This is a genomic window from Pseudonocardia alaniniphila, from assembly GCF_022524485.1.
GTDB classification, from domain to species: domain Bacteria; phylum Actinomycetota; class Actinomycetes; order Mycobacteriales; family Pseudonocardiaceae; genus Pseudonocardia; species Pseudonocardia alaniniphila.
Map to the genome: position 1 here is coordinate 347,265 of NZ_JAKXMK010000002.1, position 23,893 is coordinate 371,157.

The following is a 23,893-nucleotide window of genomic DNA, read 5'->3' on the forward strand; positions in this document are numbered from 1 at the left end:
AGCGCAGGGAGGGCGAGCGATGACCACACCGCAGCAGACCACGATCGCTTTCATCGGGCTGGGGATCATGGGTGCTCCCATGGCAGGCCACCTGATCGACGCCGGATACGACGTCGTGGGCTACAACCGTTCCCGTCCCGCGGTGGATCGGCTGGTCGAGCGCGGCGGGCGGGCCGCGCAGAGCGTGGCCGAGGCCGTGCGCGACGCCGACGTCGTGATCACGATGGTTCCCGACAGCCCGGACGTCGAGGACCTCGCCTTCTCCGAGGAGGGGATCTACGCCTCGGCGAAGCCCGGCACGCTGCACATCGACTGCTCCACCATCCGCCCCGACGTCGCCCGCCGCGTTGCTGCGGCCGGGGCCGCGCGCGACATCCGCGTGGTCGACGCCCCGGTCAGCGGCGGCGAGGCCGGGGCGAAGGAGGGCTCGCTGTCGATCATGGTCGGTGGTGAGGCCGACGACGTCGAGGCCGCCCGCCCGTACCTGGACGTCGTCGGCGCCACGGTGGTGCACGTCGGCCCGCCGGCCGCGGGTCAGACCGTCAAGGCCGCGAACCAGCTCATCGTCGCCGGCAACATCCAGTTGCTCGCCGAGGCGCTGGTGTTCCTCGAGGCGCACGGCGTGGACACCGAGTCCGCCATGACGGTGCTCGGCGGCGGGCTCGCCGGGAGCGCCGTGCTGAACCGGAAGGCGGCCGGGATGCGGGCTCGCGAGTTCGCCCCGGGATTCCGGATCGACCTGCACCACAAGGACCTGGGCATCGTGACGGCGGCGGCACGCGAGGCCGGCGTCGCGATCCCGCTCGGCGCGCACGTGGCTCAGCTGGTGGGCGCGCTGCGCGCACAGGGTCACGGGGGCCTCGACCACAGCGCGCTGCTGTTGCTCGTGGAGCAGCTGTCCGGGCGGGACCAGCACGGCTGACCGCCCCACGAGCGCGGGGATCGATTTCGACCTACCGGCGGTTGAGAACTGTGGCCGTGCCCTGGAACAGCGTCCGGTCAGTGTTGATCCCACTACATGCTCGACGACGAGGAGCGACTTCAGCCATGGCTGACATCAACGGTGTGTGCAGCGACCGCTTCGACGCTGTCCGGACCGCGCTGGAGAAGAACCTCGATTCCGGTGACGAGCTCGGAGCATCGATCGTGCTCGACGTGGACGGCGACGTCGTGGTCGATCTGTGGGGTGGCTTCGCCGACGAGGCGCGGACGACGCCGTGGGCGCAGGACACGATCGTCAACGTGTGGTCCTCGACGAAGACCCTCACCAGCCTGTCCGCGTTGATCCTGGTGGACCGGGGGGAGCTCGACCTGCATGCCCCGGTGGCCACGTACTGGCCGGAGTTCGCGGCGAACGGGAAGCAGGGCGTCGAGGTCCGGCATCTGCTCGCGCACACCTCCGGTGTGTCGGGCTGGGACCAGCCCTTCGCCATCGAGGACATGTACGACCGGGAGCTCTCCACCGCCCGGCTCGCCGCGCAGGCGCCCTGGTGGGCGCCGGGTAGCGCGTCGGGCTATCACGCGGTCAACCAGGGTCATCTGGTCGGTGAGGTGGTGCGGAGGGTGAGCGGGAAGCCGCTCAAGCAGTTCGTCGCCGAGGAGATCGCCGGTCCGCTGGGCGCCGATGTCCAGATCGGTGCCGTCGAGAGCGACTGGGCGCGGATCGCCGAGGTGATCCCGCCTCCTCCGCTCGCGGTCGATCTCGGCTCGCTCGATCACAACGATCCCGCCTACAGGACCTTCACGGGGCCCGGACTCGACGCCGCGACGGCCAACACGCCCGCGTGGCGCCGTGCCGACATGGGTGCGGTCAACGGCCACACGAACGCCCGTGGGATGGCTCGCGCCCTGTCGGTGGTCGCCCGCGGCGGTGAGGTCGACGGGGTCCGCCTGCTGTCGCCCGCGACGATCGACATGATCTTCGACGAACAGGCGAACGGTGTGGACCTGGTGCTCGGTGTGCCACTGCGCTGGGGCATGGGCTTCGGGCTGCCCCAACTCGACACCGTCCCGTACATCCCGGACGGGAAGATCTGCTTCTGGGGAGGCTGGGGTGGCTCGCTGATCATCATGGATCTCGGCCGCCGCATGACGATCTCCTACATGATGAACAAGATGGGTCCGGGCATCATCGGCTCCGACCGCAGCGAGTCCTACGTGCGGGCGATCTACGAGGCACTGGCGGTTTAGCCTGCGACGTCACCGCCCGCTCGTCAGCACCCCGATCTGCTCGGCCGACAGCACGCGTTCGATGCCGAGCACAGCGGCTCCGGCCAGGCCTGCGTACTCGCCCAGCACGCTGTTGGTGAGCACGAGGTTGCGGGTGGCGAGCGGCAGCGCCCGCTGGTAGACGACGCTGCGCACGCCGGCGAGAAGCTCGTCGCTCGCCGCGGTGAGGGATCCGCCGATCGTCACCCGCGCCGGGTTGTAGAAGTGCACGAGCGTGGCCACGAGCTCGCCGATCAACCCGGCGGCCTCGCGGACGGCTCCGAGTGCGGTGGCGTCGCCGCGGCCGGCGAGGGCGCGCACGTCGGCGATCGAGATCGGCTCCCCGTGCGTGCGCCCCAGCCGGCGGGCGATCGCTCCGGCGGACGCCACGGCCTCGATACAGCCCACGTTGCCGCAGACGCAGGCGTCATCGGGTGCCCCGCGCACGCGGACGTGGCCGATGTCGCCCGCCGCGCCGTCGGCGCCGTGGTGCAGCACGCCCTCACCGGTGACGAGCCCGCCGCCGATACCGGTGCCGACCTTGACGAACAGCAGCGGCACCTGGTCGGCCGGCAGTGCCCGCGCTTCGCCGAGCGCGCGAAGGTTGACGTCGTTCTCCAGGACGGCGGGGCAGCGGTAGGTCTGCTGCAGCCGCGCCGTGACGGGGTAGGCGTGCCAGCCCGGCATGATCGGCGGGCGGACCGGCACCCCGAGCTGCCCGTCCACGGGGCCCGGTAGCCCGATCACGACGGCACGCACCGGGACGTCGCCGGGTGCCTGCGCACGCAGTGCGGTGAGGTGGGACTCGACGATGTTCAGGACGACCTCCGGGCCGTCGGTGACGTCCACCTCGACGTGGGCGTGGCCCAGCATGCGCTGGCTGAGGTCGACGACGGCGAGGTGGGCGGCGCTCGCGCCGACGTCGGCCAGGAGGACGTGCCCGCCCCGGGGGGAGAGCGCGAGCCGGTCGGCGGGCCGCCCCCGCCCCGCCGTGGGTCGCGTTCCGTCGAGCCGCAGCACACCCCGGGCCAGCAGTTGGTCGACGGCGGTGCTCACGGTGGTGCGGGCGAGCCCCGCGGCGGGGACGAGATCGGCCTTGCTCACGGCCGTGCCGGAGGCGACCAGCCGGGCCACGGTGCTGAGGGTGACGGCCGACTCGAAACGGCCCGAGAGCGCGGGCGTGCTCAGGCGCAGCGGGGGCAGCAGGGGCGGCGGGGAGGGCAGGAGCATCACGGTCCGATTTCGACGGAAAAACAGCGCAAAGATGCATTATTCGGTCGTTGTACGGCACTGGTCAATGCTCCTACCGTTCCCCCGCCGGTGAACCACGTCGAGGTGGGGGATGACAGCCAGGATGGCGGAGGAACCGCTGCTCACGATGCGCGGCATCGTCAAGCAGTTCCCGGGCGTGCGCGCTCTGGACGGGGTGGACCTCGACGTCGCCGCGGGCGAGGTGCACTGCCTACTCGGGCAGAACGGCGCGGGCAAGTCGACCCTGATCAAGGTGCTGGCCGGCGCGCACCGGCCGGACTCCGGTGAGATCGTCTGGGCGGGCGAGCGTGCGTCGTTCGGCTCGCCACAGGCCGCCGACGCTGCGGGGATCGCCACGATCTATCAGGAGCTCGACCTCGTTCCCGGGCTCAGCGTGGCCGAGAACGTGGTGCTCGGCCATGAGCCCGCGCGCCTGGGCTTCACCCGGCCCCGCGACGCCGAGAACCTCGCGCGGACGCTCCTGCGCCGGCTCGGCCATCCCGAGATCCCGCCGCGGCGCGAGCTCGGGCGGCTCTCGGCCGCGGGGCAGCAGGTGGTGAGCATGGCCCGCGCCCTCGCGAGGGACGCGCGCCTGATCGTCATGGACGAGCCGTCGGCGGTGCTCGACCCCGAGGAGGTCCGCAACCTCTTCCGCGTGATCCGCGAGCTCACCGCGGACGGCGTGGCCGTCGTCTACATCTCCCACCGGCTGGAGGAGATCCGCGAGATCGGCGACCGGGTCACGGTGCTCAAGGACGGGCGCAGCGTCGCCCGCAACCTGCCGGCCCGCACCACGCCGACCGCTGACGTCATCCGGCTGATGACCGGCCGGACGATCGAGTACGTCTTCCCCGAGCGCCCGGAGACGCCGCCCGGCGACGTCGTCCTGGAGGTCGACGGCCTCGCGCGCGCCGGGGAGTTCGCCGACGTGTCCTTCACGGTCCGCGCGGGAGAGATCGTCGGGCTGGCGGGTCTCGTCGGGTCGGGCCGCTCGGAGATCCTCGAGACGGTCTACGGGGCACGCAAGGCGAGCGCCGGCACCGTGCGGGTGCGGGGCAGCGCGCTGCGGCCCGGCTCGGTGCCCGCCGCGGTGCGGGCGGGGATGGGGCTGGCGCCGGAGGAGCGCAAGAGCCAGGGCCTGCTGATGGGCGAGCCCGTGTTCCGCAACGTCTCGCTGTCGGCGCTCGCGCGGTTCGCCCGGTTCGGATTCCTGACCGCGGACGCCGAGCTTCCCGCAGCGGGAGCGATCACCGCGCAGCTCGACGTGCGTCCGGCCGACGCCACCCGCCCGGTCCGGACGCTCTCGGGCGGCAACCAGCAGAAGGTCGTGCTGGCCCGCTGGCTGCTGCAAGGGTGCTCGATCCTGCTGCTGGACGAGCCCACCCGGGGTGTGGACGTGGGGGCGCGCAGCGAGATCTACGGGCTGATCCAGCGGCTCTCCGCCGAGGGCGCGGCGATCGTGCTGGTGTCCAGCGAGGTGCCCGAGGTGCTCGGCCTCGCCGACCGGGTGCTGGTCGTGCGCGAGGGCCGTGTGGTGCACGAGGCGCCCAGCGCCGAGCTCGACGAGGGACGGGTTCTCGACCTCGTCATGGAATCGCTCGACGAGTCGTCTAAGGAGAGAGCGGGCCATGAGTGACAAGGGCGCTGTGAGCGGCACGGAGGCCGCGCCGGCCGCGCCGCCGCCGGATCGGATCCCCGCCGCCGACGAGCGGGGCCGGGTGGAGCAGGCCGCGCGGGCCGCCGAACCCGCCCGCTCCTCGTGGAGCCGGTTGCTCGACAGCGGCGCGGGCCGCAACCTCGGGCTCGTCGCGGTGCTCGCGCTGCTGTGCGTCGTGGGTGTGGTCTCCGCCGACACCTTCCTGACCACGTCGAACCTGCTGACGATCCTCACCTCGGCGTCGATCATCGGCGTGCTGACCGTCGGCGTGACGTTCGTGATCATCGGCGGCGGCATCGATCTGTCGGTCGGCAAGGTGATGGCGCTCGCCTCGGTGTGGGCCACCACCGTGGCCACGCAGTCCTACGGCGCGGCCGTGATGGTGTTCTGTGCGGTCGCCGTCGGCGTCGGTGCGGGACTGGTCAACGGGATCCTCATCGCCTACGGCCGGATCGTGCCGTTCATCGTGACGCTGGCGATGCTGATCTCGGCGCAGGGCCTGGCCGAGCAGATCTCCGACCGGCGCAGCCAGATCGTCACCGACCCGGTGATCGCGGGCATCGCCAACACCCGCCTGCTCGGAATCCCGCTGCTCGTCTACATCTTCGCGGCGGTGGTGGCCGTGGGCTGGGTGGTGCTCAACCGCACCACGTTCGGCCGCCGGACGTTCGCGATCGGTGGCAACGCCGAGGCGGCCCGTCTGGCCGGGGTCGACGTGCGCCGGCACACGATGCTGCTGTACGCCGTGTCCGGCCTGTGCGCCGGCATCGCGGCGATCATGATCGCCTCGCTCACCACCACGGGTTCGAGCACCCACGGCACGCTCTACGAGCTCGACGCGATCGCGGCGGTGATCATCGGCGGCACGCTGCTCACCGGCGGTCGCGGCACGCTGATCGGCTCGATCCTCGGCGTGCTCGTCTTCACGACGATCACCAACCTCTTCGTGCTCAACAACCTGGCGACCGAGGTCCAGAACATCGCCAAGGGCGTGATCATCGTCGTCGCCGTGCTGATCCAGGCTCGCGCACAGCGCTCGTCTGCTGCCGGTTGACACCGCAGGACCGAACCACAACAAAGGAGTTGATCATGCCCGACCCCATTGCCGTCCCTGGTGTCCTGCGGCGCCGCGGCTTTCTCGCCGGTGCCCTCGGCGTCGGAGCCGGTGCCGCGCTCACCGCGTGCACCAGCAACGAGGCCCCGTCCTCGGGCACGGCGCCGGCGCCCGCCGCAGCGGGCGGAGGTGACAACGCCGCGCCCGGCCAGCCGGTGACGATCGGCTTCTCCGCGCCCGCCGCCGACCACGGGTGGATCGCCGCGATCGCGAACAACGCGAAGGCGCAGGCGGACCGCTACACCGACGTGACCTTCGAGGCGGTCAACCCCACCAACGACATCACGCAGCAGATCGCGGCCGTCCAGACCCTCATCAACAGGGGCGTCGACGCACTCGTCCTCCTGCCCAACGACGGCAGCCAGCTCACGTCCGTCGGGCGGGCCGCGATGCAGGCCGGGATCCCCGTGATCAACCTCGACCGCATCTTCGACTCGCCGTTGGCCTACCGCACCTGGATCGGCGGGGACAACTACGGCATGGGTGTGAGCGCGGGCAACTACATCGGCGAGCGGCTGCGCAGCGCCGGGGTGGCCAACCCCGTGATCGGCGAGATCGCGGGCATCGACAACCTCCCGCTGACCGCGGCCCGCAGCCAGGGCTTCGCCGACGCACTGAGCAGCTTCGGCTTCCAGGTCGGCCCCCGCCAGGCGGCCGACTTCACCGCGCAGGGCGGCCAGCGGGTCACCGCCAACCTGCTGCAGGCGGCACCGCGGCTCGACGCCGTCTGGAACCACGACGACGACCAGGGCATCGGCGTCCTCGCCGCGATCAACCAGGCCGGACGCAACGAGTTCTTCATGGTGGGCGGTGCCGGCTCGGCCAACGCCATGCGCGACATCCAGGCCGACAACACGGTGCTGAAGGCGACCGTCACCTACAGCCCGTCGATGGCCTCTTCTGCCGTTGCGCTGGCGCGGCTCGTGGCGCAGGGTCGAGGCATGGGCGATCTCGCGGAGCAGGAGGTGCCGGCGTCGATCACGCTGGCGTCGGCAACGATCACGAAAGAGAACGTTGCGACGTACCTGCCACTGGGCTTCGAGTCCTGACCGCCGTGGGTGGAGAACGGACCCTCGCGGTCGGGATGATCGGCTACGCCTTCATGGGCGCGGCCCACTCCCAGGCATGGCGCACGGCACCGCGTTTCTTCGACCTGCCGCTCGAGCCGGACATGGCGGTGCTCTGCGGCCGCACGCCCGAGGCGACCACGGCGGCGGCGAAGCGGTTGGGGTGGCGAGCCACCGAGACGGACTGGAAGGCGTTGATCCGGCGCGACGACGTCGAGCTCGTGGACGTCTGCACGCCGGGTGACACGCACGCGGAGATCGCGATCGCCGCGCTGGATGCCGGCAAGCACGTGCTGTGCGAGAAGCCGCTGGCCAACACGGTCGACGAGGCGCGCGCGATGGTCGCCGCCGCGGAGCGCGCGCAGGCCAAGGGCGTGCGCAGCATGGTCGGGTTCAACTACCGGCGGGTGCCCGCCGTGGCGCTGGCCCGGCGACTGGTGGAGCAGGGCCGGATCGGGCAGGTGCGCCACGTCCGTGCGCAGTATCTGCAGGACTGGATCGTGGATCCGGAGTTCCCGCTGGTCTGGCGACTGCAGGCGGAGCGGGCAGGGTCCGGGGCGCTCGGTGACATCGGTGCCCACATCGTCGACATGGCGCAGTTCGTCACCAGCGACCGGCTCGCCGACGTCACGGCGCTGACCGAGACGTTCATCACGGAGCGGCCGCTGCCCGGGTCGTCGAGCGGGCTGACGGCCTCCGGGTCGAGTGAGCGCGGCCCGGTCACCGTCGACGACGCCGCGCTGTTCATCGGCCGGTTCGCCGGCGGTGCGGTAGCGAGTTTCGAGGCCACCCGGTTCGCCACCGGGCGCAAGAACTCGATCCGGCTGGAGATCAACGGCAGCACCGGCTCGCTGGCGTTCGACTTCGAGTCGATGAACGAGCTGTCCTTCTACGACGGCACGGACGACCCGGAGACCGCAGGCTTCCGCCGGATCCTCGTCACCGAGCCGACGCACCCGTACGCCGGTGCGTGGTGGCCGCCGGGCCACCTGCTGGGGTACGAGCACTCGTTCACCCACGAGATCGTCGACCTGCTGCGCGACATCGCGGCCGGTGCCGATCCCACGCCGTCGTTCGCCGACGGCCTGCAGGTGCAACTCGTGCTCGACTCCGTCGTCCGGTCCGCGCAGAGCGGCAGCTGGCACTCGATCCCATCCTGATCACGCTCGCGAAAGGGGCTCGGCGCGATGGCGCGACCGATCACGCTGTTCACCGGCCAATGGGCCGACCTGCCGTTCGAGGAGGTCGCCCGGCTGGCCGGGGAGTGGGGCTACGACGGGCTGGAGATCGCCTGCTGGGGCGATCACTTCGACCCATGGGCGGCGGTCGAGGACGACGGTTACGTGCAGGGCCGCCGCGACATCCTGGCCAAGCACGGGCTGGAGGTCTACGCGATCTCCAACCACCTCACCGGGCAGGCCGTCTGTGACGACCCGATCGACGAACGCCACCACGCGATCCTGCCCGCGCGCGTGTGGGGCGACGGAGAGCCCGAGGGGGTGCGCCGTCGCGCGGCGGAGGCGATGAAGACCACCGCCCGCGCTGCCGCCAAGCTCGGCGTCGACACGGTGATCGGGTTCACGGGTTCGAAGATCTGGAAGACCGTGGCGATGTTCCCGCCGGTGCCGCAGTCGATGGTGGACGACGGCTACCGCGACTTCGCCGACCGCTGGAACCCGATCCTCGACGTCTTCGACGAGGTGGGGGTCCGGTTCGCCCACGAGGTGCACCCGTCGGAGATCGCCTACGACTACTGGACCACCGTCGCGGCGCTCGAGGCCGTCGGGCGCCGGCCGGCGTTCGGGCTGAACTGGGACCCGAGCCACTTCGTCTGGCAGGACCTCGACCCCATCGGGTTCCTGTGGGACTTCAAGGACCGGATCTACCACGTCGACTGCAAGGACGCGAAGCGTCAGGTCGGCAACGGCCGCAACGGGCGGATGGGCTCGCACCTGGCCTGGGCCGACCCGCGCCGGGGCTGGGACTTCGTCTCCACCGGCCACGGGGACGTCCCGTGGGAGGCGTGCTTCCGCATGCTCAACACGATCGGCTACGCCGGGCCCATCTCCATCGAGTGGGAGGACGCCGGGATGGACCGCCTCGTCGGGGCGCCGGAGGCGCTGGAGTTCGTGCGCCGTCTGGCGTTCGACCCCCCGTCTGCGGCTTTCGACGCGGCTTTCAGCAGCAACGGCTGATCCTGCGGCTTGGCCCCGATGTCCGGCGTGACTTACGGTCGCGCTGATCACGGGACGGAGGCTGCATGGTGGAGCTGGATGCGGTGCGGGCTTCCGGTGGTGGTCGTGCCCGCCGGTGGCGCGGCCCCCGGAGGGGGGCGGATGCGATGCAGACGCTCGCCGCCGGGCGCACCATCGCGGCCGGCCTGCGCGGCGGCATCGACGGCTCGGGAGCCGGTGGTGCCGCGCGGGGGCTGCGGCGGCTGCTCGACGCCGACGCCGTGGGGCTCGGTGGTCTGCACGGCGAACTGGCCTGGTCGGGCCGGCCCGTCGACGTCCACGCCGCCGAGGAGCTCGCCGACACCGCGCTGCGCACCGATGCGCGCGCGGCGGGTGGCGGGGCGGTCGCGCTGCCCGTCCATGCGCGCGACGAGCTCGCCGGGGTGCTGGTCGTGGCCGGACCGGTGCCCGGCGCGGCCGTGCGCGAGGCCGCGTCGTGGGTGGGCGAGGCGCTGGAGCGGGCGTTGCTCGAGAACTCGGCCGCCGTCGCCCAGCAGGCCGAGCTCCGCGCGCTGCGAGCGGAGATCTCCCCGCACTTCGTCTACAACAGCCTCACCACGATCGCATCGTTCGTCCGGTCCGACCCGGAGCGCTCGCGCGACCTGATGCTCGACTTCGCCGAGTACACCCGGCACAGCCTGGCCCGCCACGGCGACTACACGACGATCGCGGGGGAGTTCCGCGCGATCGAGGCCTACCTCGCTCTCGCGCGCGCCGTGCTCGGTGACCGCCTGCGGGTGCAGGTGCGGATCGCCCCGGAGATCCTGCCCGTCGCACTGCCGTACCTGGTGCTGCAACCGATCGTGGAGAACGCGGTGCGCCACGGGGTGGAGCTGCCCGGTTCGAGCGGGCTCGTGCAGGTCAGCGGGGAGGCCGACGGCGGCGACTGCATGATCATCGTGGAGGACGACGGGCCCGGTATGGACCCGGAGTACGCTTCCGCCGTCCTAGCGGGGTGTGGGACACCGGGGAGCCTCGGACTGGTCAACGTCGACCGGCGGCTGCGCACCGTGTTCGGTGCCGGTTACGGCCTGGTGATCGAGACGGCGGTCGGCGCGGGCGCCCGGGTCGTGCTGCGCATCCCGCGTTTCCAGCCGGGGGTGGTTGTGTCATGACCGGGGGGCCGGGGCTGCGCGTGCTCGCAGTCGACGACGTCACTCCTGCGCTGGAGGAGCTGCGCAGGATGCTGGTGGAGTCGCCGGAGGTGACCGCGGTGGACGTCGCGGCTGATCCGATCTCGGCGTTGCGGCTGATCCAGGCCGGGCCGCTCGACGTGGTGTTCCTCGACATCTCGATGCCGCAGTTGACCGGGATGGAGTTGGCGTCGCTGCTCAACCGCATGACCGACCCACCCGCGGTCGTCTTCGTCACCGCCTACGAGGAGCACGCCGCCGCGGCGTACGGCATCGGCGCCGTCGACTACCTGCTCAAACCGGTCCGCCCGGAGCGGCTCGCCGCCGCGCTGGCCAGGGTGCGGCGCTTCACCGCCGCCGCTGCAGCCGGTCCGGACGCGCAGCCCCCCGCGGCGATCGACGCGCTCGCCGCCGTTCCCGTGGAGCTGGCGGGCTGCACCCGCTTCGTCCGGCGCGACGACGTCTGCTTCGTCGAGGCGCAGGGCGACTACGTCCGGCTGCACACGCCGACGGGCGCCCACCTCGTGCGGATCCCGATCTCCCGGCTCGAACAGCACTGGCAGGCCGCGGGGTTCATCCGCGTGCACCGCAGCTACCTGCTCGCCGTGCACGCGGTGCGGGAGCTGCGCAGCGATCTCGGTGGCGGGCTGCTCGCCCACACCGATCTCGGTGACGTCCCGGTCAGCCGCCGGCATGCGAGGGACCTGCGGGAGCACCTGCTCGACGCGGCCAGGCGCGGAGCGTTCGACCACGCGAACTGGCAGCGACTGCGGTGACGAGGACGGCCCGATGACCCGGCAGCGCCGGGTCGCTGTGACGAGCCCACAGACCAGACTCTCGCTCGCGGGGCGGCGAACGGGCGCGCCCGCCACGGTGCCGCACCTCGCCCCCGCCGACGCCGAGCGGGCACGCCGGATCCACCGCAGGCAACTGCGCTACGCGCTCACCGTGCTCGGTCTGCTCGCCGTGCTGCTGCTGGGCCTGCCGGTGCTGCTCGCCGCGGCGCCTTGGCTGGACGGCGTGCGGCTCGGCGGTATTCCGATCTCGTGGCTGGCCGTGGCCGTGCTGCCCTACCCCGTGCTCGTCATGCTCGCCCAGTGGCAGCTGCGCCGGGCTGAGCGCACCGAGCGTTCGGAGACGTCCGGGCCCCGGGCAGGGGCCGGGGAGTGATCCTCGCGATCGTCCCGGTGCTGTTGATCACCTTGCTGATCGGCGCGCGCGGGGTCGCGGCGATGCGCACCACCTCGGACTTCCTCGTGGCCTCGCGCCGCATCTCCCCGACCGTCAACGCCGCCGCCGTCTCGGGCGAGTACCTCTCGGCCGCGTCGTTCCTCGGCGTCGCCGGGCTCGTCGTCAAGGACGGCGTCGGCGCACTCTGGTACCCGGTCGGCTTCGCGGCGGGCTACATCGTGATGCTCGCGTTCGTGGCCGCTCCGATGCGGCGCACCGGTGCGCTCACCGTGCCGGACTTCGCCGAGGCCAGGCTGGGTTCGCCGGTGCTGCGCCGGCTCGCGGCGGTGATCGTGCTGGTGATCGGGTTCCTCTATCTGGTGCCGCAGTTCACCGCCGCGGGGCAGGTGCTCGCTGCCGTCGGAGGCAGCCCGTACTGGCTCGGCGTGGTGATCGCCGGCGCGGCCGTCAGCGTCACGCTCGCCCTCGGTGGCATGCGCGCCGCCACCTACGTCCAGGCGTTCCAGTTCGGCCTCAAGCTCCTGCTGTTCATCGTCCCGGCGATCTGGCTGGTGCTGCACGTCGGCCCGAGCACCCGCGCCAACGCGCTCGAGCCTGTCGAGTTCACCCGGTTCACCGCCGCGACGCCGGTGGAGTTCCGGCTCGACACCGAGCTCACGCTCACCGAGCCCACCCATGCGTCGATCGCGGGTCACCCGCAGCAGTTGCTCGCACCGGGGCGCTACATGGCGGATGCCGGGAGCACCTGGGTGTTCGCCGCCGGGGCACCCGTCCCGCGCGTCGGAACGGGGCAGCCGCCTGGCGGTGACGAGTGGGCGCGTCCGCTGCTCGATCCCGGCGGCTACCCGGTGCTCGCCACGTGGTCGGTGCTGGTGGCGACCGTGCTCGGGACGATGGGGCTGCCCCACATCCTCGTCCGGTTCCACACCAGCGCGGACGGTCGCGGCGCCCGGCGCACCGCGGCCATCACCGTCGGGATGCTCGGCGTGTTCTACCTCTTCCCCGCGGTCTACGGACTGCTCGGTGCGGTGCTGCTGCCGCAGCTCTACCTGTCCGGTGGCACCGACACCGTGGTGGTGGCTCTCCCGGCCACCGTCGACCAGGGCTGGGCCGGAACGACCTTCACGGCGCTGCTCACCGCAGGCGCCTTCGCGGCGTTCCTCGCGACGTCGCTCGGACTGCTCCTGGCCGTCTCCGGCGCGCTCGCGCACGACCTGGTGCCGGGCACGCTCCGGCGGCTGCGGTTCACCCCGCTCGTCGCGGCGCTCGTGGTGGTGCTGCTCGCGCTGCCGGCGGAGCGCATCGACGTCGGCGTGCTGGTGACCTCGGCGTTCGCGGTGGCGGCGTCCACGTTCTGTCCGCTGCTCGTGCTCGGGATCTGGTGGCCGCGGCTGACGGCGCAGGGCGCTCTCGTGGGCATGGTGGTGGGGCTGATCTGCTCGGCGGGTGTGATCGCCGTCGACCTCTTCCTCGGTGCCCCGCCCGGACTCATCGACATCGTGCTCGGGCAGCCTGCCCTCTGGTCGGTGCCGGTGGCGTTCGCGACCATGGTGCTCGTGTCGCTGCGCGGCAGGCCGCCGGCCTGGGCCGCGGCGGCGATGCTGCGGCTGCATCTGGACGAGAACCGGTCGGGATCCGCCGCGACCGATGATTTCTCCCCGCCACGGGCGTCTTAACGGGCAGTGGGCTCCCAGGGTCCACCCGAAGTTGGGAGGCCCGGTGAACCGCTTGTTGTCCGACGTGGTCCTGGTTCTGGACTGCGCCGCGCCCGGCCACGGGTGAGGCTGCACCGATGGACGTCGAGCCCCTCTCGTTCGGCCGGCCGTCGGGGCCGTCGTTTCGCACCACCGTCGTCACGATCGCCTGCGGCGACACCCGGGCCTACGACGACGCGGAGTGGCGCGACGCCCTGGTCATCGTCGAGGCGGGGGAGGTTGACCTGGAGTGTCAGGAGGGCGGCCGTCGCCGCTTCCGCACCGGGAACGTGCTGTGGCTGACGGGGCTGGGCCTGCGCGCCCTGCACAGCGTCGGTGCGGAGCCCGTCGTGCTCGTGGCCGTGTCGCGCCGCGACCCCGATTCGGATCCGGACTCGCCCTGACCCAGGACGCGCACTCGCCGCCGCGACCCTCGCGGTGCCCTGGGCACCGCCCACGATCGGGACGGCGCGCGGGACCGGCCTCTCGGTGGCGGTCGGAGGTTGCGGGCCTCGGCGCGCGGAATGATCTTGGCTGCTGGGTGTCAGAGGTCGTCGACGCCGGACGAGACCAGGTCGGTCACCGACGACAGCAGGGCGCCTCTGTGGCCGGAATCCCCGCCCCGGTCGGAACCGCCCCGGCCGGAGTCGCTCCAGTTCGAATCGCTCCGGTCGGAACTGCCCTGGCCGGAGTCGCTGCTGTCGGAATCGCTCCGGTCGGAACCGCCCCGGTTCGAATCGCTCCAGCTCGAGTCGCTGCGGTCCGAATCGCTACGATTCGAATCGGAGTGGTTCGAATCGCTGCGGTTCGATTCGGCGGTGCCGCCGCCGGTGTTCTCCTCCGAAGAGCCGGAGGAGGCGCCGGCATCCGAGTCGCCGTTGTCGACGCTGCCGCCGTCGTTGTTCCGGGAGCCATCGCTGTCGACGGCATTGTCGTTCTCGGCGGAGTCGTTCCCTGTGGAGTCGTTCCCTGTGGAGTCGTTCTCGGCATTGACGGACGAGTCGGCGCCGTCGTTGGACCCGCCGGAATCCCCACCGGAGTCGGGGCTGTCGGAGTCGGCAGCGGCGCCGGCGTTGTCCGGGCCGGAGTTGTCGTTGGTGATCTCGGCGTTCGAGCCGTCGTTGCCTGCGCTGTTGTCGTTGTCGGCGCTGCTGTCGGCGCCGGCATTCTCGGCAGGGCCGCTGTCGTCGCCGCTGCCGAGGACGTCCGAGGAGCCGGCGTCGTCGTCGGTGCCGAAGGTGTTCGACCCGTCGCCGTTGCTGCCGGAGCCCGCGTCGCCCTGCCCGCCGTCGTCGGCGGTGTCCGAAGTGGACTCTCCCGCCGAGTCGTTGGCGGCCGGGCCGGACGGCTGCTCGGGCGCGGAGGTGTCTCCCGCGACGGCCGGCTCGCCCTGACCACCCGGTGAGGTGGGGATCTCCGGCTGGGCCTCGGGGGACTGCGACCCGGACGTGGGCTGTGACTCGGGTTGATCCGACTGCGGGGTGCCGGAACCCACCTGCGGCTCCGGCTGGTCGGCACTGCCCGAATCCGTGTCCGAGGTGGGCTGGGCCGGTCCGCCGGGCTCCTGCCCGGCCGGGGTCTCGCCGGTGCCCGTCTCGGCGTCCGGATCCACTGCGGCGCTGGTGGGTGTGCCGGTGCCCGGCTCGTTGTCGGTGCTGGTGGGGGTTTGGCCTGCTTCGGAGCTGGTGGGCGTCTCGTCGCCGGGCTCGGCTTCGGTGCTGGACGGTGTGTCGATCACGACGGGTGCCTCGACGCCTGCTCCTGGCGCGCCCGGCGGCGGGCTCGTGGGGACGGACGGGGACGGGGCGGGTGTGCCGGCGTCCGCCGTGCGCCCGGGGCTGACCGAAGCCGCGGGCGGGAGCACTCCGCGGGAGGCGCCAGGCAGGGGCGGGGAGGCCAGCGCGGTGCTGTCGGAGGGAGTGGTGGGGGCGGGGATGGCCGTGCCGGCCTGGCCTGACGGTGCCGTGGAACCGGAGTTGGGGCCGCGCTGGTCGGGTGCGTCACCGAGGGCGGAGAGCAGGCGCTCCTGCTCGCGGGCGAGCTGGTCGTGGCCCTCGGCAGGCCGGACTTCGTCGAGGCGGGGCGTGACCTGCGCGATGGCGCGGGCGGCGTCGGCAGGGCGGCCCTGGCGGATCGCGGTGCGTGCGACTTCGAGGCCCGAGTTGACGTCGGCGGCGGCCTCGAGCGACCGGGCGCGATCGGCGTAGAACACCTTGGAGATGGGCCAGAGGACCTCGCCGGGCGAGGCCTCGGACGACCCGACCGCCAGCCCGGACGTGCCGATCACGACCAATGCCGCAGCGATGGCGAGCCGCCGGGCGTAGGGCGCCACGGCCCGGTGCTTCCCGTGGCCGTGTTTGGCGAGTGGGATCGGAATGACGGATGCGGGGTGGTCGGGATCGGCGTTGTCGTGGCCCGAGGCCGCCACGGGGGTGGCCACCTGCGTCTCGTCCTCGGGCCGGACCTCGGCCACCCACGCGGCGAGCATGGCCACCAGCTCGTCGTCGGTGCTGCGTGTCTCGCGGGGGAGCTGGCCCAGGGCTACGAGCCCCGCGGCCAGCTCCTCGACAAGGGCGTCGTCGGCCCGGAGCGCGGCGAGATCGATCGTATGGTCGCCGCCGCGCCCCGGTGCGTCGCGCTCGTGGTTGTTGCTGTCCATGGGGTCGCGGTCCTCGGGATCAGGTCCCTTCCGGGCATCGTCCTCGTCGCCGAGCCGCACCCCGACCTCCGTTCATGAGGCTATGCCGGCCGGTGAGCCACTGGCGGGTAAGACTACCCTGTCCATACCGTCTACCGGGCCTGTCCCACTTGGAGTCGGTTCAACGGGTCAGGGCGTTTCTCCGAATCACGTCCGCATAGAACAACGCGCTGTCCTTCGGCGTGCGGACCTGCGTGTTGTAGTCCACGTGGACGATACCGAAGCGTTTTCCGTAGCCCCACGCCCACTCGAAGTTGTCGAGCAGTGACCAGAGGTAGTAGCCGGTGACCGGGGCGCCCGCCTCGATCGCTTCGTGCACAGCGGCCAGGTGTCCACGCAAATAGTCGATACGATCCGTATCGATAACGCGGCCGTTCGCGTCGATCACATCGGGAAATGCAGCCCCGTTCTCGGTCACCATGATCTCGCATCCCGGTGCCTCGCGCGCCACGCGCAGCAGCAGCTCGGTCATCCCGCGCGGGTCGATGCTCCAGCCCATGTCGGTCTTGCGGCCGTGCTGGAACGGGAACTCGACGTCGTCGCAGGCGATCCACGGGCTGGCCTTGCCCTCGCCGTGGCCGTCGGCGTGCTCCTTCGGACGCTCGCGCGTCCAGTGCCGTACGTGGGTGGGGGAGTAGTAGTTGACGCCCAGGACGTCGATCGGCGCCGCGATCACATCGAGGTCCCCGGGCTGCACGAAGGACCAGTCCGTGACGGCCGCGGTGTCGGCCTGCACGTCGGCGGGGTAGGCGCCCTTCAGCACCGGGTCGAGGAACACGCGGTTCTGCAGCCCGTCCACGCGCCGGGCCGCCTCGGCGTCCTCCGGGGAGTCGGTCTGCGGCCGGACCCACGCCAGGTTGAGCGTGAGGGCCACGCGTGAGGTGGGTGCTGCGCGCCGGATCGACGCGGCCGCCAGCCCGTGCGCGAGGTTCAGGTGGTGCACCGCGGTGAGCGCGGCGGCGTCGTCCGTGCGGCCGGGGGCGTGCACGCCGCTCGCGTAGCCGAGGTAGGCGCTGCACCACGGCTCGTTGAGCGTGATGAACAGGGGCACCCGGTCGCCGAGCGCCGCCGCGACGACCTCGGCGTACTCGCCGAACCGCTCCGCCGTACGCCGCGACGTCCAGCCGCCGGCGTCCTCGAGGGCTTGCGGGAGGTCCCAGTGGTACAGGGTGATCGACGGCGAGATGCCGGCGGCGAGGAGCTCGTCGACGAGGTCGGAGTAGAACCCGATGCCCTCCGGGTTGACCGGCCCGAGGTCGTCTGCGGTGACCTGCGGGGTGATCCGCGGCCAGGACACGGAGAACCGGTAGGTGGTGAGCCCCAGCCGCGCCATGATCGCGACGTCCTCGCGGAACCGGTGGTAGTGGTCGTCGGCGACGTCACCGGTCTCGCCGCGCTCCACGCGGCCGGGGGTGTGGGAGAACGTGTCCCAGATGGACGGGGTGCGGCCGCCCTCGGTGACAGCGCCTTCGATCTGGTAAGAGGCGGTGGCCGAGCCCCACAGGAACCCCGCGGGGAACTGCAGGGCATCGGTCGACGGAGCAGCCTGGGTGGTGGTCAATGGATCCTCTCAGATCGGGTTACGACACAGCACGAGTTCTCGTCCATCAGCCCTTGACCGCCCCGGCCATGATGCCGCCGACGATCTGGCGTCCCAGCAGCACGAACACGACGAGCACCGGCAGCGTGCCGATGAGCGTGCCGGCCATGATCACGGCCGTGTCCGGGACGTAGCCGCTGCCGAGGTTGTTGAGCGCCACCTGGACGGTGGGGTTCGAGGAGTTGAGCGTGATGATGGGCCAGAAGAAGTCGTTCCAGGCCGTCATGAAGGTGAGCATCCCGAGCACGGCGGCGCCGGGCCGGGCGATCGGCAGGACGATGCTGAAGAACGTGCGCAGCGTCGTCGCGCCGTCGACCTTGGCCGCCTCGAGCAGCTCGTCGGGCAGCGCCTGGATCAGGTACTGCCGCATGAAGAACACGCCGAACGCCGTGACGAGCGTCGGCAGGATCACCGAGCTCAACGTTCCGGCCAGGCCGAACTCGGCCATGATCGAGTAGAGCGGGACCACGGCGAGGCTCGGCGGGATCATCATCGTGCCGAGCGTGATCGCGAAGAGCACATTGCGTCCGCGGAAGCGCAGCTTCCCGAACGCGAACCCGGCCAGGGTGCAGAACAGCACGGTGGCCGCGGTCGTGATCGTCGAGACCACGAGCGAGTTCCACAACGCCAGGCCGATGTTCTGCTGGTGGATGGCCGTGGCGATGTTGTCGAACAGGTCGGGCCCGGGCAGCACCGGCGGCGGGAAGGTGTTCATCTCCGACATCGGCCGGCTCGCGGCCACGAGCATGTAGTAGAACGGCGCCACGAACAGCAGGGTGGTGACGGTGAGGATCGTGTAGGTCAGCCATCCCGCGGCGTCCTGCGATCGCGCTCGTCGTCTGCCCGGTGCCGGTGCGAGGGGCGTCGCGATCCGGCGCACGTCGACGGTCGTCACGACAGGGTCCCCTCGGTAGCGGGCCGGCGTCTGCGCGCCAGCCAGGTGTTGAGCAGCACCAGCCCGATGATCAGCACGAACATCACCCAGGCGACGGTCGCCGCCCGGCCGAGCTGGCCGTACTGCCAGCCCTGCTGGTACATGAACAGCCCGAGCGTCTGGTACTGGTTCACCGACCCGCCGTTGGCCTGGCCGCCGCCGAACAGCAGCGGCTCGCCGAACAGCTGGCTCGCCCCGATCGTCGACACGATGATCGTGAACAGGATGGTCGGACGCAGTCCCGGAATCGTGACGTGCAGGAACTGGTGCCACCGGTTGGCGCCGTCGATCGCCGCGGCCTCGTAGAGGTCCTTGGAGATCGACTGCATGCCGGCGAGGTAGATCAGCGCGTTGTAGCCCGTCCAGTGCCAGATCACGATCACCGAGATCGCGATCTGGGCCGTCCAGTTGCCGTTGCGCCAGTCCACCGGCTCGATGCCGACCACGCCGAGCAGTCCGTTCACGATGCCGCCGTCACGGCCGAAGATCAGCGCGAACACCAGCGTGGCGGCCGCGACCGAGGTGGCGTAGGGCATGAGCATCGCGACACGCAGGAACGTGCGGCCGCGGAGCCGGTAGTTGAGCAGGTGGGCCAGGCCCAGGGCGAGCAGCAGCTGCGGGACGGTCGACAGGATGCCGATCGTGAACGTCTTCCACAGCGCGTTGTAGAAGCTCGGGTTCGTGAAGAGCCAGACGAAGTTGTCGAACCCGACCCAGCGCATCCGACCGCCGAGCCGGTAGGAGTGCAGGCTGATCCACGCCGTGTAGATCAGCGGGAACAGTCCGAAGGCGAAGAAGACGAGGAAGAACGGCGCCACGTAGACGTACGGTGCCGAGCGGCCCTCGAACGCGTAGAGACGCGAGCGCCACGGGGGACGAGCCGGTGTCCCGGCCGCCGGGGGCGTCCCGCGCTCCCCGGCGACCGGACGATCGACCTGCGTCGTCATGGCGTCAGCCGGCCTGGTTCTTCACGTTGCCCACCGCCGTCTTCCAGGCGTCGTCGGGGGAGGCGCCGGTCGTCTCCACCGAGAGCAGCGCCTGCACCATCGCGTTCTTGATGACGCCGTCCTCCGGGCCGAGGATCTGCACGGGCGCGTTCTTCGCCGACTCCGAGAAGATCTTGCCGATGGGAGCGTTGTCGAAGTACGGGTCGGTGGTGTCGGCGACCGAGGCGATGCCGTCGGTGGTGGACGGGAAGTTGCCGACCGCGCGGAAGACCTTGGCCTGCTGCTCCGGGGCGGTGAGCCACGCGATCAGCTTGGCGGCCTCGTCCTTGTGCTTGCTGGCCTGCGGGATGCCGAGGTAGGCGCCACCCCAGTTGCCGCCTGCGCCGCCGGGTAGTGACGTGACGTTCCACTTGCCGGAGCCGCCGTCGCCTGCCTTGCCCTTGATGTAGCCGATCATCCAGGACGGGCAGGCGATCGTGGCGAAGCTGCCCGAGGAGAAGCCCTGGTCCCACCCGGGGTCGACGTACTGCTCGAGCTTCGCGGTGAGCCCCGACTGGCCGGCGTGCGCCGCGGTGTCGAACGCCGAGCGGACCGCGGGGTTGCTGTCGAAGACCAGGTCGCCGCCCTGGCTGTAGTAGATCTGCTGCTGCTGCGAGACGATCGCGTTGTAGAGGCCACCCGCGGAGTCGTGCCACGCGGTGCCGGCGGGGGCCGAGGCCTTGAAGCGCTCGCCGAGGGCGAGGAAGGCGTTCCAGTCGGGCATCTCGGCGGCGATCGCGGCAGGGTCGGCGGGCAGGCCGGCCTGCTGGAGGAGGTCGCTGCGGTAGCAGAGGCCCATGGGGCCGATGTCGGTGCCGAGGCCGAGGACCGCGCCGTCGGGTGTGGTCGCGGCGGCCTCCTTCCAGCCGATGTAGCGGCCGATCGCCTCGGCGGCGGGGGTGTCGCGCAGGTCGGTCCACTGGTCCGGCTGGTTCGCCACGACATCGGAGATCCGCGCGACCTCGATGCCCTGCACGTCGGCCACGCCGGCGCCGGACGCGAGCCGGGTCTGCAGCGCGGGCCAGTACTTGTCCTCGCCCTGGGTGGACTCGTACTTGATCGTGACCCCGGGGTTCTGGGCCTCGTACTCCTTGAAGAGCCCGACCTCGTCGTAGCCGAATGTGCCGAAGAGGCTCACCCCGAGCTCGACGGGACCACCCGCGGCGGCGTCGGCATCGCCCGAGCCGCCGCCGCAGGCACTGAGCAGCAACACGCTGCTCGTGGCGACGGCTGCCAGCGCGGCCGCCGTTCTCCGTGGGGTTTGCATTGATCCTCCAGATTGTCTAGATGAGAGCGCTCTCACATGACGGGCGGGACCACCCGGACGAGCGGCGCTCTCGGCCCATGGGTGTGGACGAACGCGCCGCTCGTGCGGATGGTGAACTGCCCTGCGCCCCTGTCAGCCGGCCTGGTTCTTGACGTTGTTGACGGCCGTGTTCCACGCGTCGTCCGGGCTGACTCCGGCCGTCTCGACCGAGAGCAGCGCCTGTGACACCTCGTTCTTGATCACGCCGTCCTGCTGCCCGAGCACCTGGATCGGTGCGGCGTTCGCCGAGTCGGAGAAGATCTTGCCGATCGGCGCGCCGTTGAAGTACGGGTCGGTGGTGCCGGCCACCTGCGCGATCCCTTCCTTGGTGGACGGGAAGTTGCCGACCTTCGCGAAGAGCTGAGCCTGCTGCTCGGGCGCGGTGAGCCAGGCGATCAGCTCGGCGGCCTCGGTCTTGTGCTCGCTCGACGCGGGGATGGCGAGGTAGGAACCGCCCCAGTTGCCGCCCGCCCCGCCGGGGAGCGACGTGATGTTCCACTTGCCGGAGCCGCCGTCGCCTGCCTTGCCCTTGATGTAGCCGATCATCCAGGACGGGCAGGCGATCGTGGCGTAGCTGCCGGAGGAGAAGCCCTGGTCCCAGCCCGGGTCGGCGAACTGCTCGAGCTTGGCGGTGAGGCCCGCCTGTGCCGCCTTCGCCGCGGTGTCGAACCGCGAGCGCAGCTCCGGGTTGGAGTCGAAGATCAGGTTGCCCGACTTGTCGTAGTTCTTCACCTCCAGCTGGGAGGTCATCGCGTCGTAGATCCCGCCTGCCGCGTCCGCCCACGCGGTGGTGGCCGGCGCGGAGGCCTTGAAGCGCTCACCGAGGGCCAGGTAGGCGTCCCAGGTGGGCATCTGGGCGGCCAGTTCGGTGGGGTCGGTGGGTAGGCCGGCCTGTTGCAGCAGGTCCGTGCGGTAGCACATGCCCATCGGGCCGATGTCGGTGCCGAGGCCGAGCACGGCGCCGTCGGGCGTGGTGGCGGCCGGTTCCTTCCAGTCGATGTAGCGGCCGATGGCGTCGGCGGCCGGGGTGTCGCGCAGGTCGGTCCACTGGTCGGGCTGGTTCGCCACGACGTCGGCGATGCGCGAGACCTCGATGCCCTGCACGTCGGCCATGCCGCTTCCGGAGGCCAGGCGCGTCTGGAGGGCGGGCCAGTACTTGTCCTCGTCCTGGGTGGACTCGTAGCTGATCGTGATGCCGGGGTGCTGCGCCTCGTACGCCTCGAAGAGGCCCAGCTCCTGGTAGCCGAATGTGCCGAACAAGTTGACCTTGAGCTCGACGGGGCCACCCTGGGCGCTGGTGTCGCTCTCGCCCGAGCCACCGCAGGCGCTGAGCAGGAGCACGCTGCTCGTGGCGACGGCCGCCAGCGCTGCCGCCGTTCTCCGTGGGGTCTGCATTGATCCTCCAGATCGTGTGAGAGCGCTCTCACCGCGTGGAAGGAGAGTCCCGATCGAGTGATGACTTGTCAATGAAGTGTCCGGGTGCGTGACCGAACTGTGCTCCCGGCGCGCCTTCGGAGCCGGAACCGTCAGGCTGTGTCGCGCAGCACGAGCTCGGTGCCCATCACCATCGGCTCGAGCGGCTCTCCCCGCTCGATCAGCGCGAGCAGTCGGGTGGCCAGCGCCTCGCCCATGCCGATGATCGGCTGCCGGACGGTGGTGATGGCGGGGTGGCTCGACGACGCCGTGGGAGAGTCGTCGAAGCCGACGACCGCGACGTCACCCGGCACGCTGCGACCCGTCTCGGTGACGGCCTGCATCGCGCCGAACGCCATCAGGTCGTTGGCGGCGAACACGCCGTCGATCAGGGGCTCGGACGCGAGCATCTCCAGCATGGCGTGGCGTCCGCCCGCGATGGACCAGTCGCCGTCCCGGACGCCGTGGCTGCGCAGGCCCTGGGCCGCGAGCTCGTGCTGGAAGCCCGCACGCCGGTCGATCGCCGCCGTCATGTCGAGCGGGCCGGTGATCGTGGCCAGCCGTGTCCGTCCGCGCTCGACCAGGAGTCGCACCGCCGCCTGCGCGCCCCCGACGTTGTCGGCGTCCACATAGGACAAGCCTGGGGTCTCGGTGAACGGGCGGCCGGAGAGGATCACGGGGACGCCGGCCTCCTGGAGTCTCCTGGGCAGCGGGTCGTCGCCGTGCAGGGACACGAGGATGACGCCGTCGAGATGGCCGCCACGGGCGAAGCGCTCGAAGCGGTCGCGGTCGGCGCCGGTGCTCAGGATGCTGAACACGAGTTGGACGTCGTGCGCGGCGAGCACCGCGTGGGCGCCGCGCAGGACCAGCGCGAAGTGCGGGTCGCCGAAGAACCGCTCCTCCGACTCGGCGACGACGAACGCGATCGAGTCGCTGCGGCGCGTCATGAGCGACCGTGCGGCGCGGTTCGTCACGTAGGAGAGCTCGGCGGCGGCTCGCAGCACGGCCTCGCGCGCCTGCTCGCCCACGGTGGTGGAGCCCGCGAGCACCCGTCCCGCGGTCGCGCGCGACACGCCCGCTCGCGCCGCCACCGACTCCAGCGTCGGTGCTGCTCGTCCCGCCGGTCTTGCTGTCATGCCGAAGAGGATGTCAGGACGAGGCGGCTTGTCGCCTCCACTTCCTCACGCGCGTGCCGGATTCTCCCCGCGGCCCGGGTACCGCCCGGATGCGTGTACAACTGGAAGCGACCACAGCGGGGGGCTGCTGACCAGCGTGAGAACGCACATTTCGGCCGTAGGGGACGCTTTCGGTTGCTTGACCCGCCCCGGTCACGATGGTTCCATTCCAGGCTCGCCGATGAGGAGCGACGGGTGCTGGCGGTTCGCCCTGACCGCCTTCGGGGCTGCG

The 23,893-nt window shown here is 71.4% G+C and carries 20 protein-coding genes; 12 read left to right on the forward strand and 8 right to left on the reverse strand.

Going from position 1 to position 23,893, the window contains the following annotated elements; genetic code table 11:
* The first annotated feature begins 19 nt into the window (after positions 1-19).
* Together MMF94_RS02710 and MMF94_RS02715 are read left to right on the forward strand one after the other, a co-directional pair.
* Positions 20-922, forward strand: coding sequence for a 2-hydroxy-3-oxopropionate reductase (locus MMF94_RS02710; RefSeq protein ID WP_241034433.1), 903 nt, complete (start codon positions 20-22; stop codon positions 920-922).
* 125 nt (positions 923-1,047) lie between these two features.
* Positions 1,048-2,190: a serine hydrolase domain-containing protein gene (locus tag MMF94_RS02715; protein ID WP_241034434.1), complete on the forward strand. Its 1,143-nt coding sequence runs from the start codon at positions 1,048-1,050 to the stop codon at positions 2,188-2,190.
* Between the two features lie 9 nt (positions 2,191-2,199).
* Here the strand turns inward: MMF94_RS02715 and MMF94_RS02720 are convergent, their stop codons facing one another.
* Entirely contained in the window at positions 2,200-3,438 is a 1,239-nt protein-coding gene (locus tag MMF94_RS02720; RefSeq protein ID WP_241034648.1) for an ROK family protein, read from the reverse strand.
* Positions 3,439-3,550: 112 nt separating this feature from the next.
* Here MMF94_RS02720 and MMF94_RS02725 point away from each other — a divergent pair, with 112 nt between their 5' ends.
* The 10 genes from MMF94_RS02725 (at position 3,551) to MMF94_RS02770 (ending at position 13,953) form a co-directional block, all read left to right on the forward strand.
* Positions 3,551-5,095 (forward strand): sugar ABC transporter ATP-binding protein, encoded by a 1,545-nt coding sequence (locus MMF94_RS02725; RefSeq protein WP_241034435.1) that lies wholly within the window; start codon positions 3,551-3,553, stop codon positions 5,093-5,095.
* On the forward strand, positions 5,088-6,170 hold the full coding sequence (locus tag MMF94_RS02730) for an ABC transporter permease (RefSeq protein ID WP_241034436.1): 1,083 nt from the start codon (positions 5,088-5,090) through the stop codon (positions 6,168-6,170). The genes MMF94_RS02725 and MMF94_RS02730 overlap by 8 nt, the downstream gene beginning before the upstream one ends.
* A 35-nt stretch (positions 6,171-6,205) precedes the next feature.
* Positions 6,206-7,279, forward strand: a complete 1,074-nt coding sequence (locus tag MMF94_RS02735) for a substrate-binding domain-containing protein (RefSeq protein ID WP_241034437.1) — start codon at positions 6,206-6,208, stop codon at positions 7,277-7,279.
* A 35-nt stretch (positions 7,280-7,314) separates the two neighbouring features.
* The gene (locus tag MMF94_RS02740) at positions 7,315-8,457 is read left to right on the forward strand and encodes a Gfo/Idh/MocA family protein (RefSeq protein ID WP_241034649.1); all 1,143 of its coding nucleotides are present in this window, start codon (positions 7,315-7,317) and stop codon (positions 8,455-8,457) included.
* Between the two features lie 27 nt (positions 8,458-8,484).
* Positions 8,485-9,492 (forward strand): sugar phosphate isomerase/epimerase family protein, encoded by a 1,008-nt coding sequence (locus MMF94_RS02745; RefSeq protein WP_241034438.1) that lies wholly within the window; start codon positions 8,485-8,487, stop codon positions 9,490-9,492.
* A gap of 65 nt (positions 9,493-9,557) precedes the next feature.
* Entirely contained in the window at positions 9,558-10,646 is a 1,089-nt protein-coding gene (locus MMF94_RS02750; protein WP_379660244.1) for a sensor histidine kinase, read from the forward strand.
* Positions 10,643-11,440, forward strand: a complete 798-nt coding sequence (locus MMF94_RS02755; protein WP_241034439.1) for a LytR/AlgR family response regulator transcription factor — start codon at positions 10,643-10,645, stop codon at positions 11,438-11,440. The genes MMF94_RS02750 and MMF94_RS02755 overlap by 4 nt, the downstream gene beginning before the upstream one ends.
* Before the next feature lie 13 nt (positions 11,441-11,453).
* The gene (locus MMF94_RS02760; RefSeq protein ID WP_241034440.1) at positions 11,454-11,834 is read left to right on the forward strand and encodes a hypothetical protein; all 381 of its coding nucleotides are present in this window, start codon (positions 11,454-11,456) and stop codon (positions 11,832-11,834) included.
* Positions 11,831-13,531 carry a sodium/solute symporter gene (locus MMF94_RS02765; RefSeq protein WP_241034441.1) on the forward strand — a complete coding sequence of 567 codons (1,701 nt, stop codon included), beginning with the start codon at positions 11,831-11,833 and terminating at the stop codon, positions 13,529-13,531. Before MMF94_RS02760 ends, MMF94_RS02765 begins: the two co-directional genes overlap by 4 nt.
* A 116-nt stretch (positions 13,532-13,647) precedes the next feature.
* A complete protein-coding gene (locus MMF94_RS02770; RefSeq protein ID WP_241034442.1) occupies positions 13,648-13,953 on the forward strand; it encodes a hypothetical protein in 306 nt (101 codons plus the stop codon).
* A 140-nt stretch (positions 13,954-14,093) separates the two neighbouring features.
* On the opposite strand, the gene MMF94_RS02775 is transcribed toward MMF94_RS02770, so the two are convergent.
* From MMF94_RS02775 to MMF94_RS02805, 7 genes are all read right to left on the reverse strand, one after another.
* Positions 14,094-16,268: a hypothetical protein gene (locus MMF94_RS02775; RefSeq protein WP_241034443.1), complete on the reverse strand. Its 2,175-nt coding sequence runs from the start codon at positions 16,266-16,268 to the stop codon at positions 14,094-14,096.
* Between the two features lie 100 nt (positions 16,269-16,368).
* Positions 16,369-17,808 (reverse strand): GH1 family beta-glucosidase, encoded by a 1,440-nt coding sequence (locus tag MMF94_RS02780; RefSeq protein WP_241034444.1) that lies wholly within the window; start codon positions 17,806-17,808, stop codon positions 16,369-16,371.
* 46 nt (positions 17,809-17,854) lie between these two features.
* Positions 17,855-18,742, reverse strand: a complete 888-nt coding sequence (locus MMF94_RS02785) for a carbohydrate ABC transporter permease (RefSeq protein WP_343961913.1) — start codon at positions 18,740-18,742, stop codon at positions 17,855-17,857.
* The gene (locus tag MMF94_RS02790; protein ID WP_241034445.1) at positions 18,739-19,728 is read right to left on the reverse strand and encodes a carbohydrate ABC transporter permease; all 990 of its coding nucleotides are present in this window, start codon (positions 19,726-19,728) and stop codon (positions 18,739-18,741) included. The genes MMF94_RS02785 and MMF94_RS02790 overlap by 4 nt, the downstream gene beginning before the upstream one ends.
* Positions 19,729-19,732: 4 nt before the next feature.
* Positions 19,733-21,034 (reverse strand): ABC transporter substrate-binding protein, encoded by a 1,302-nt coding sequence (locus MMF94_RS02795; RefSeq protein WP_241034446.1) that lies wholly within the window; start codon positions 21,032-21,034, stop codon positions 19,733-19,735.
* Positions 21,035-21,166: 132 nt separating this feature from the next.
* A complete protein-coding gene (locus tag MMF94_RS02800; protein WP_241034447.1) occupies positions 21,167-22,468 on the reverse strand; it encodes an ABC transporter substrate-binding protein in 1,302 nt (433 codons plus the stop codon).
* A 131-nt stretch (positions 22,469-22,599) separates the two neighbouring features.
* The gene (locus MMF94_RS02805; RefSeq protein ID WP_241034448.1) at positions 22,600-23,622 is read right to left on the reverse strand and encodes a LacI family DNA-binding transcriptional regulator; all 1,023 of its coding nucleotides are present in this window, start codon (positions 23,620-23,622) and stop codon (positions 22,600-22,602) included.
* Positions 23,623-23,893: the final 271 nt, after the last annotated feature.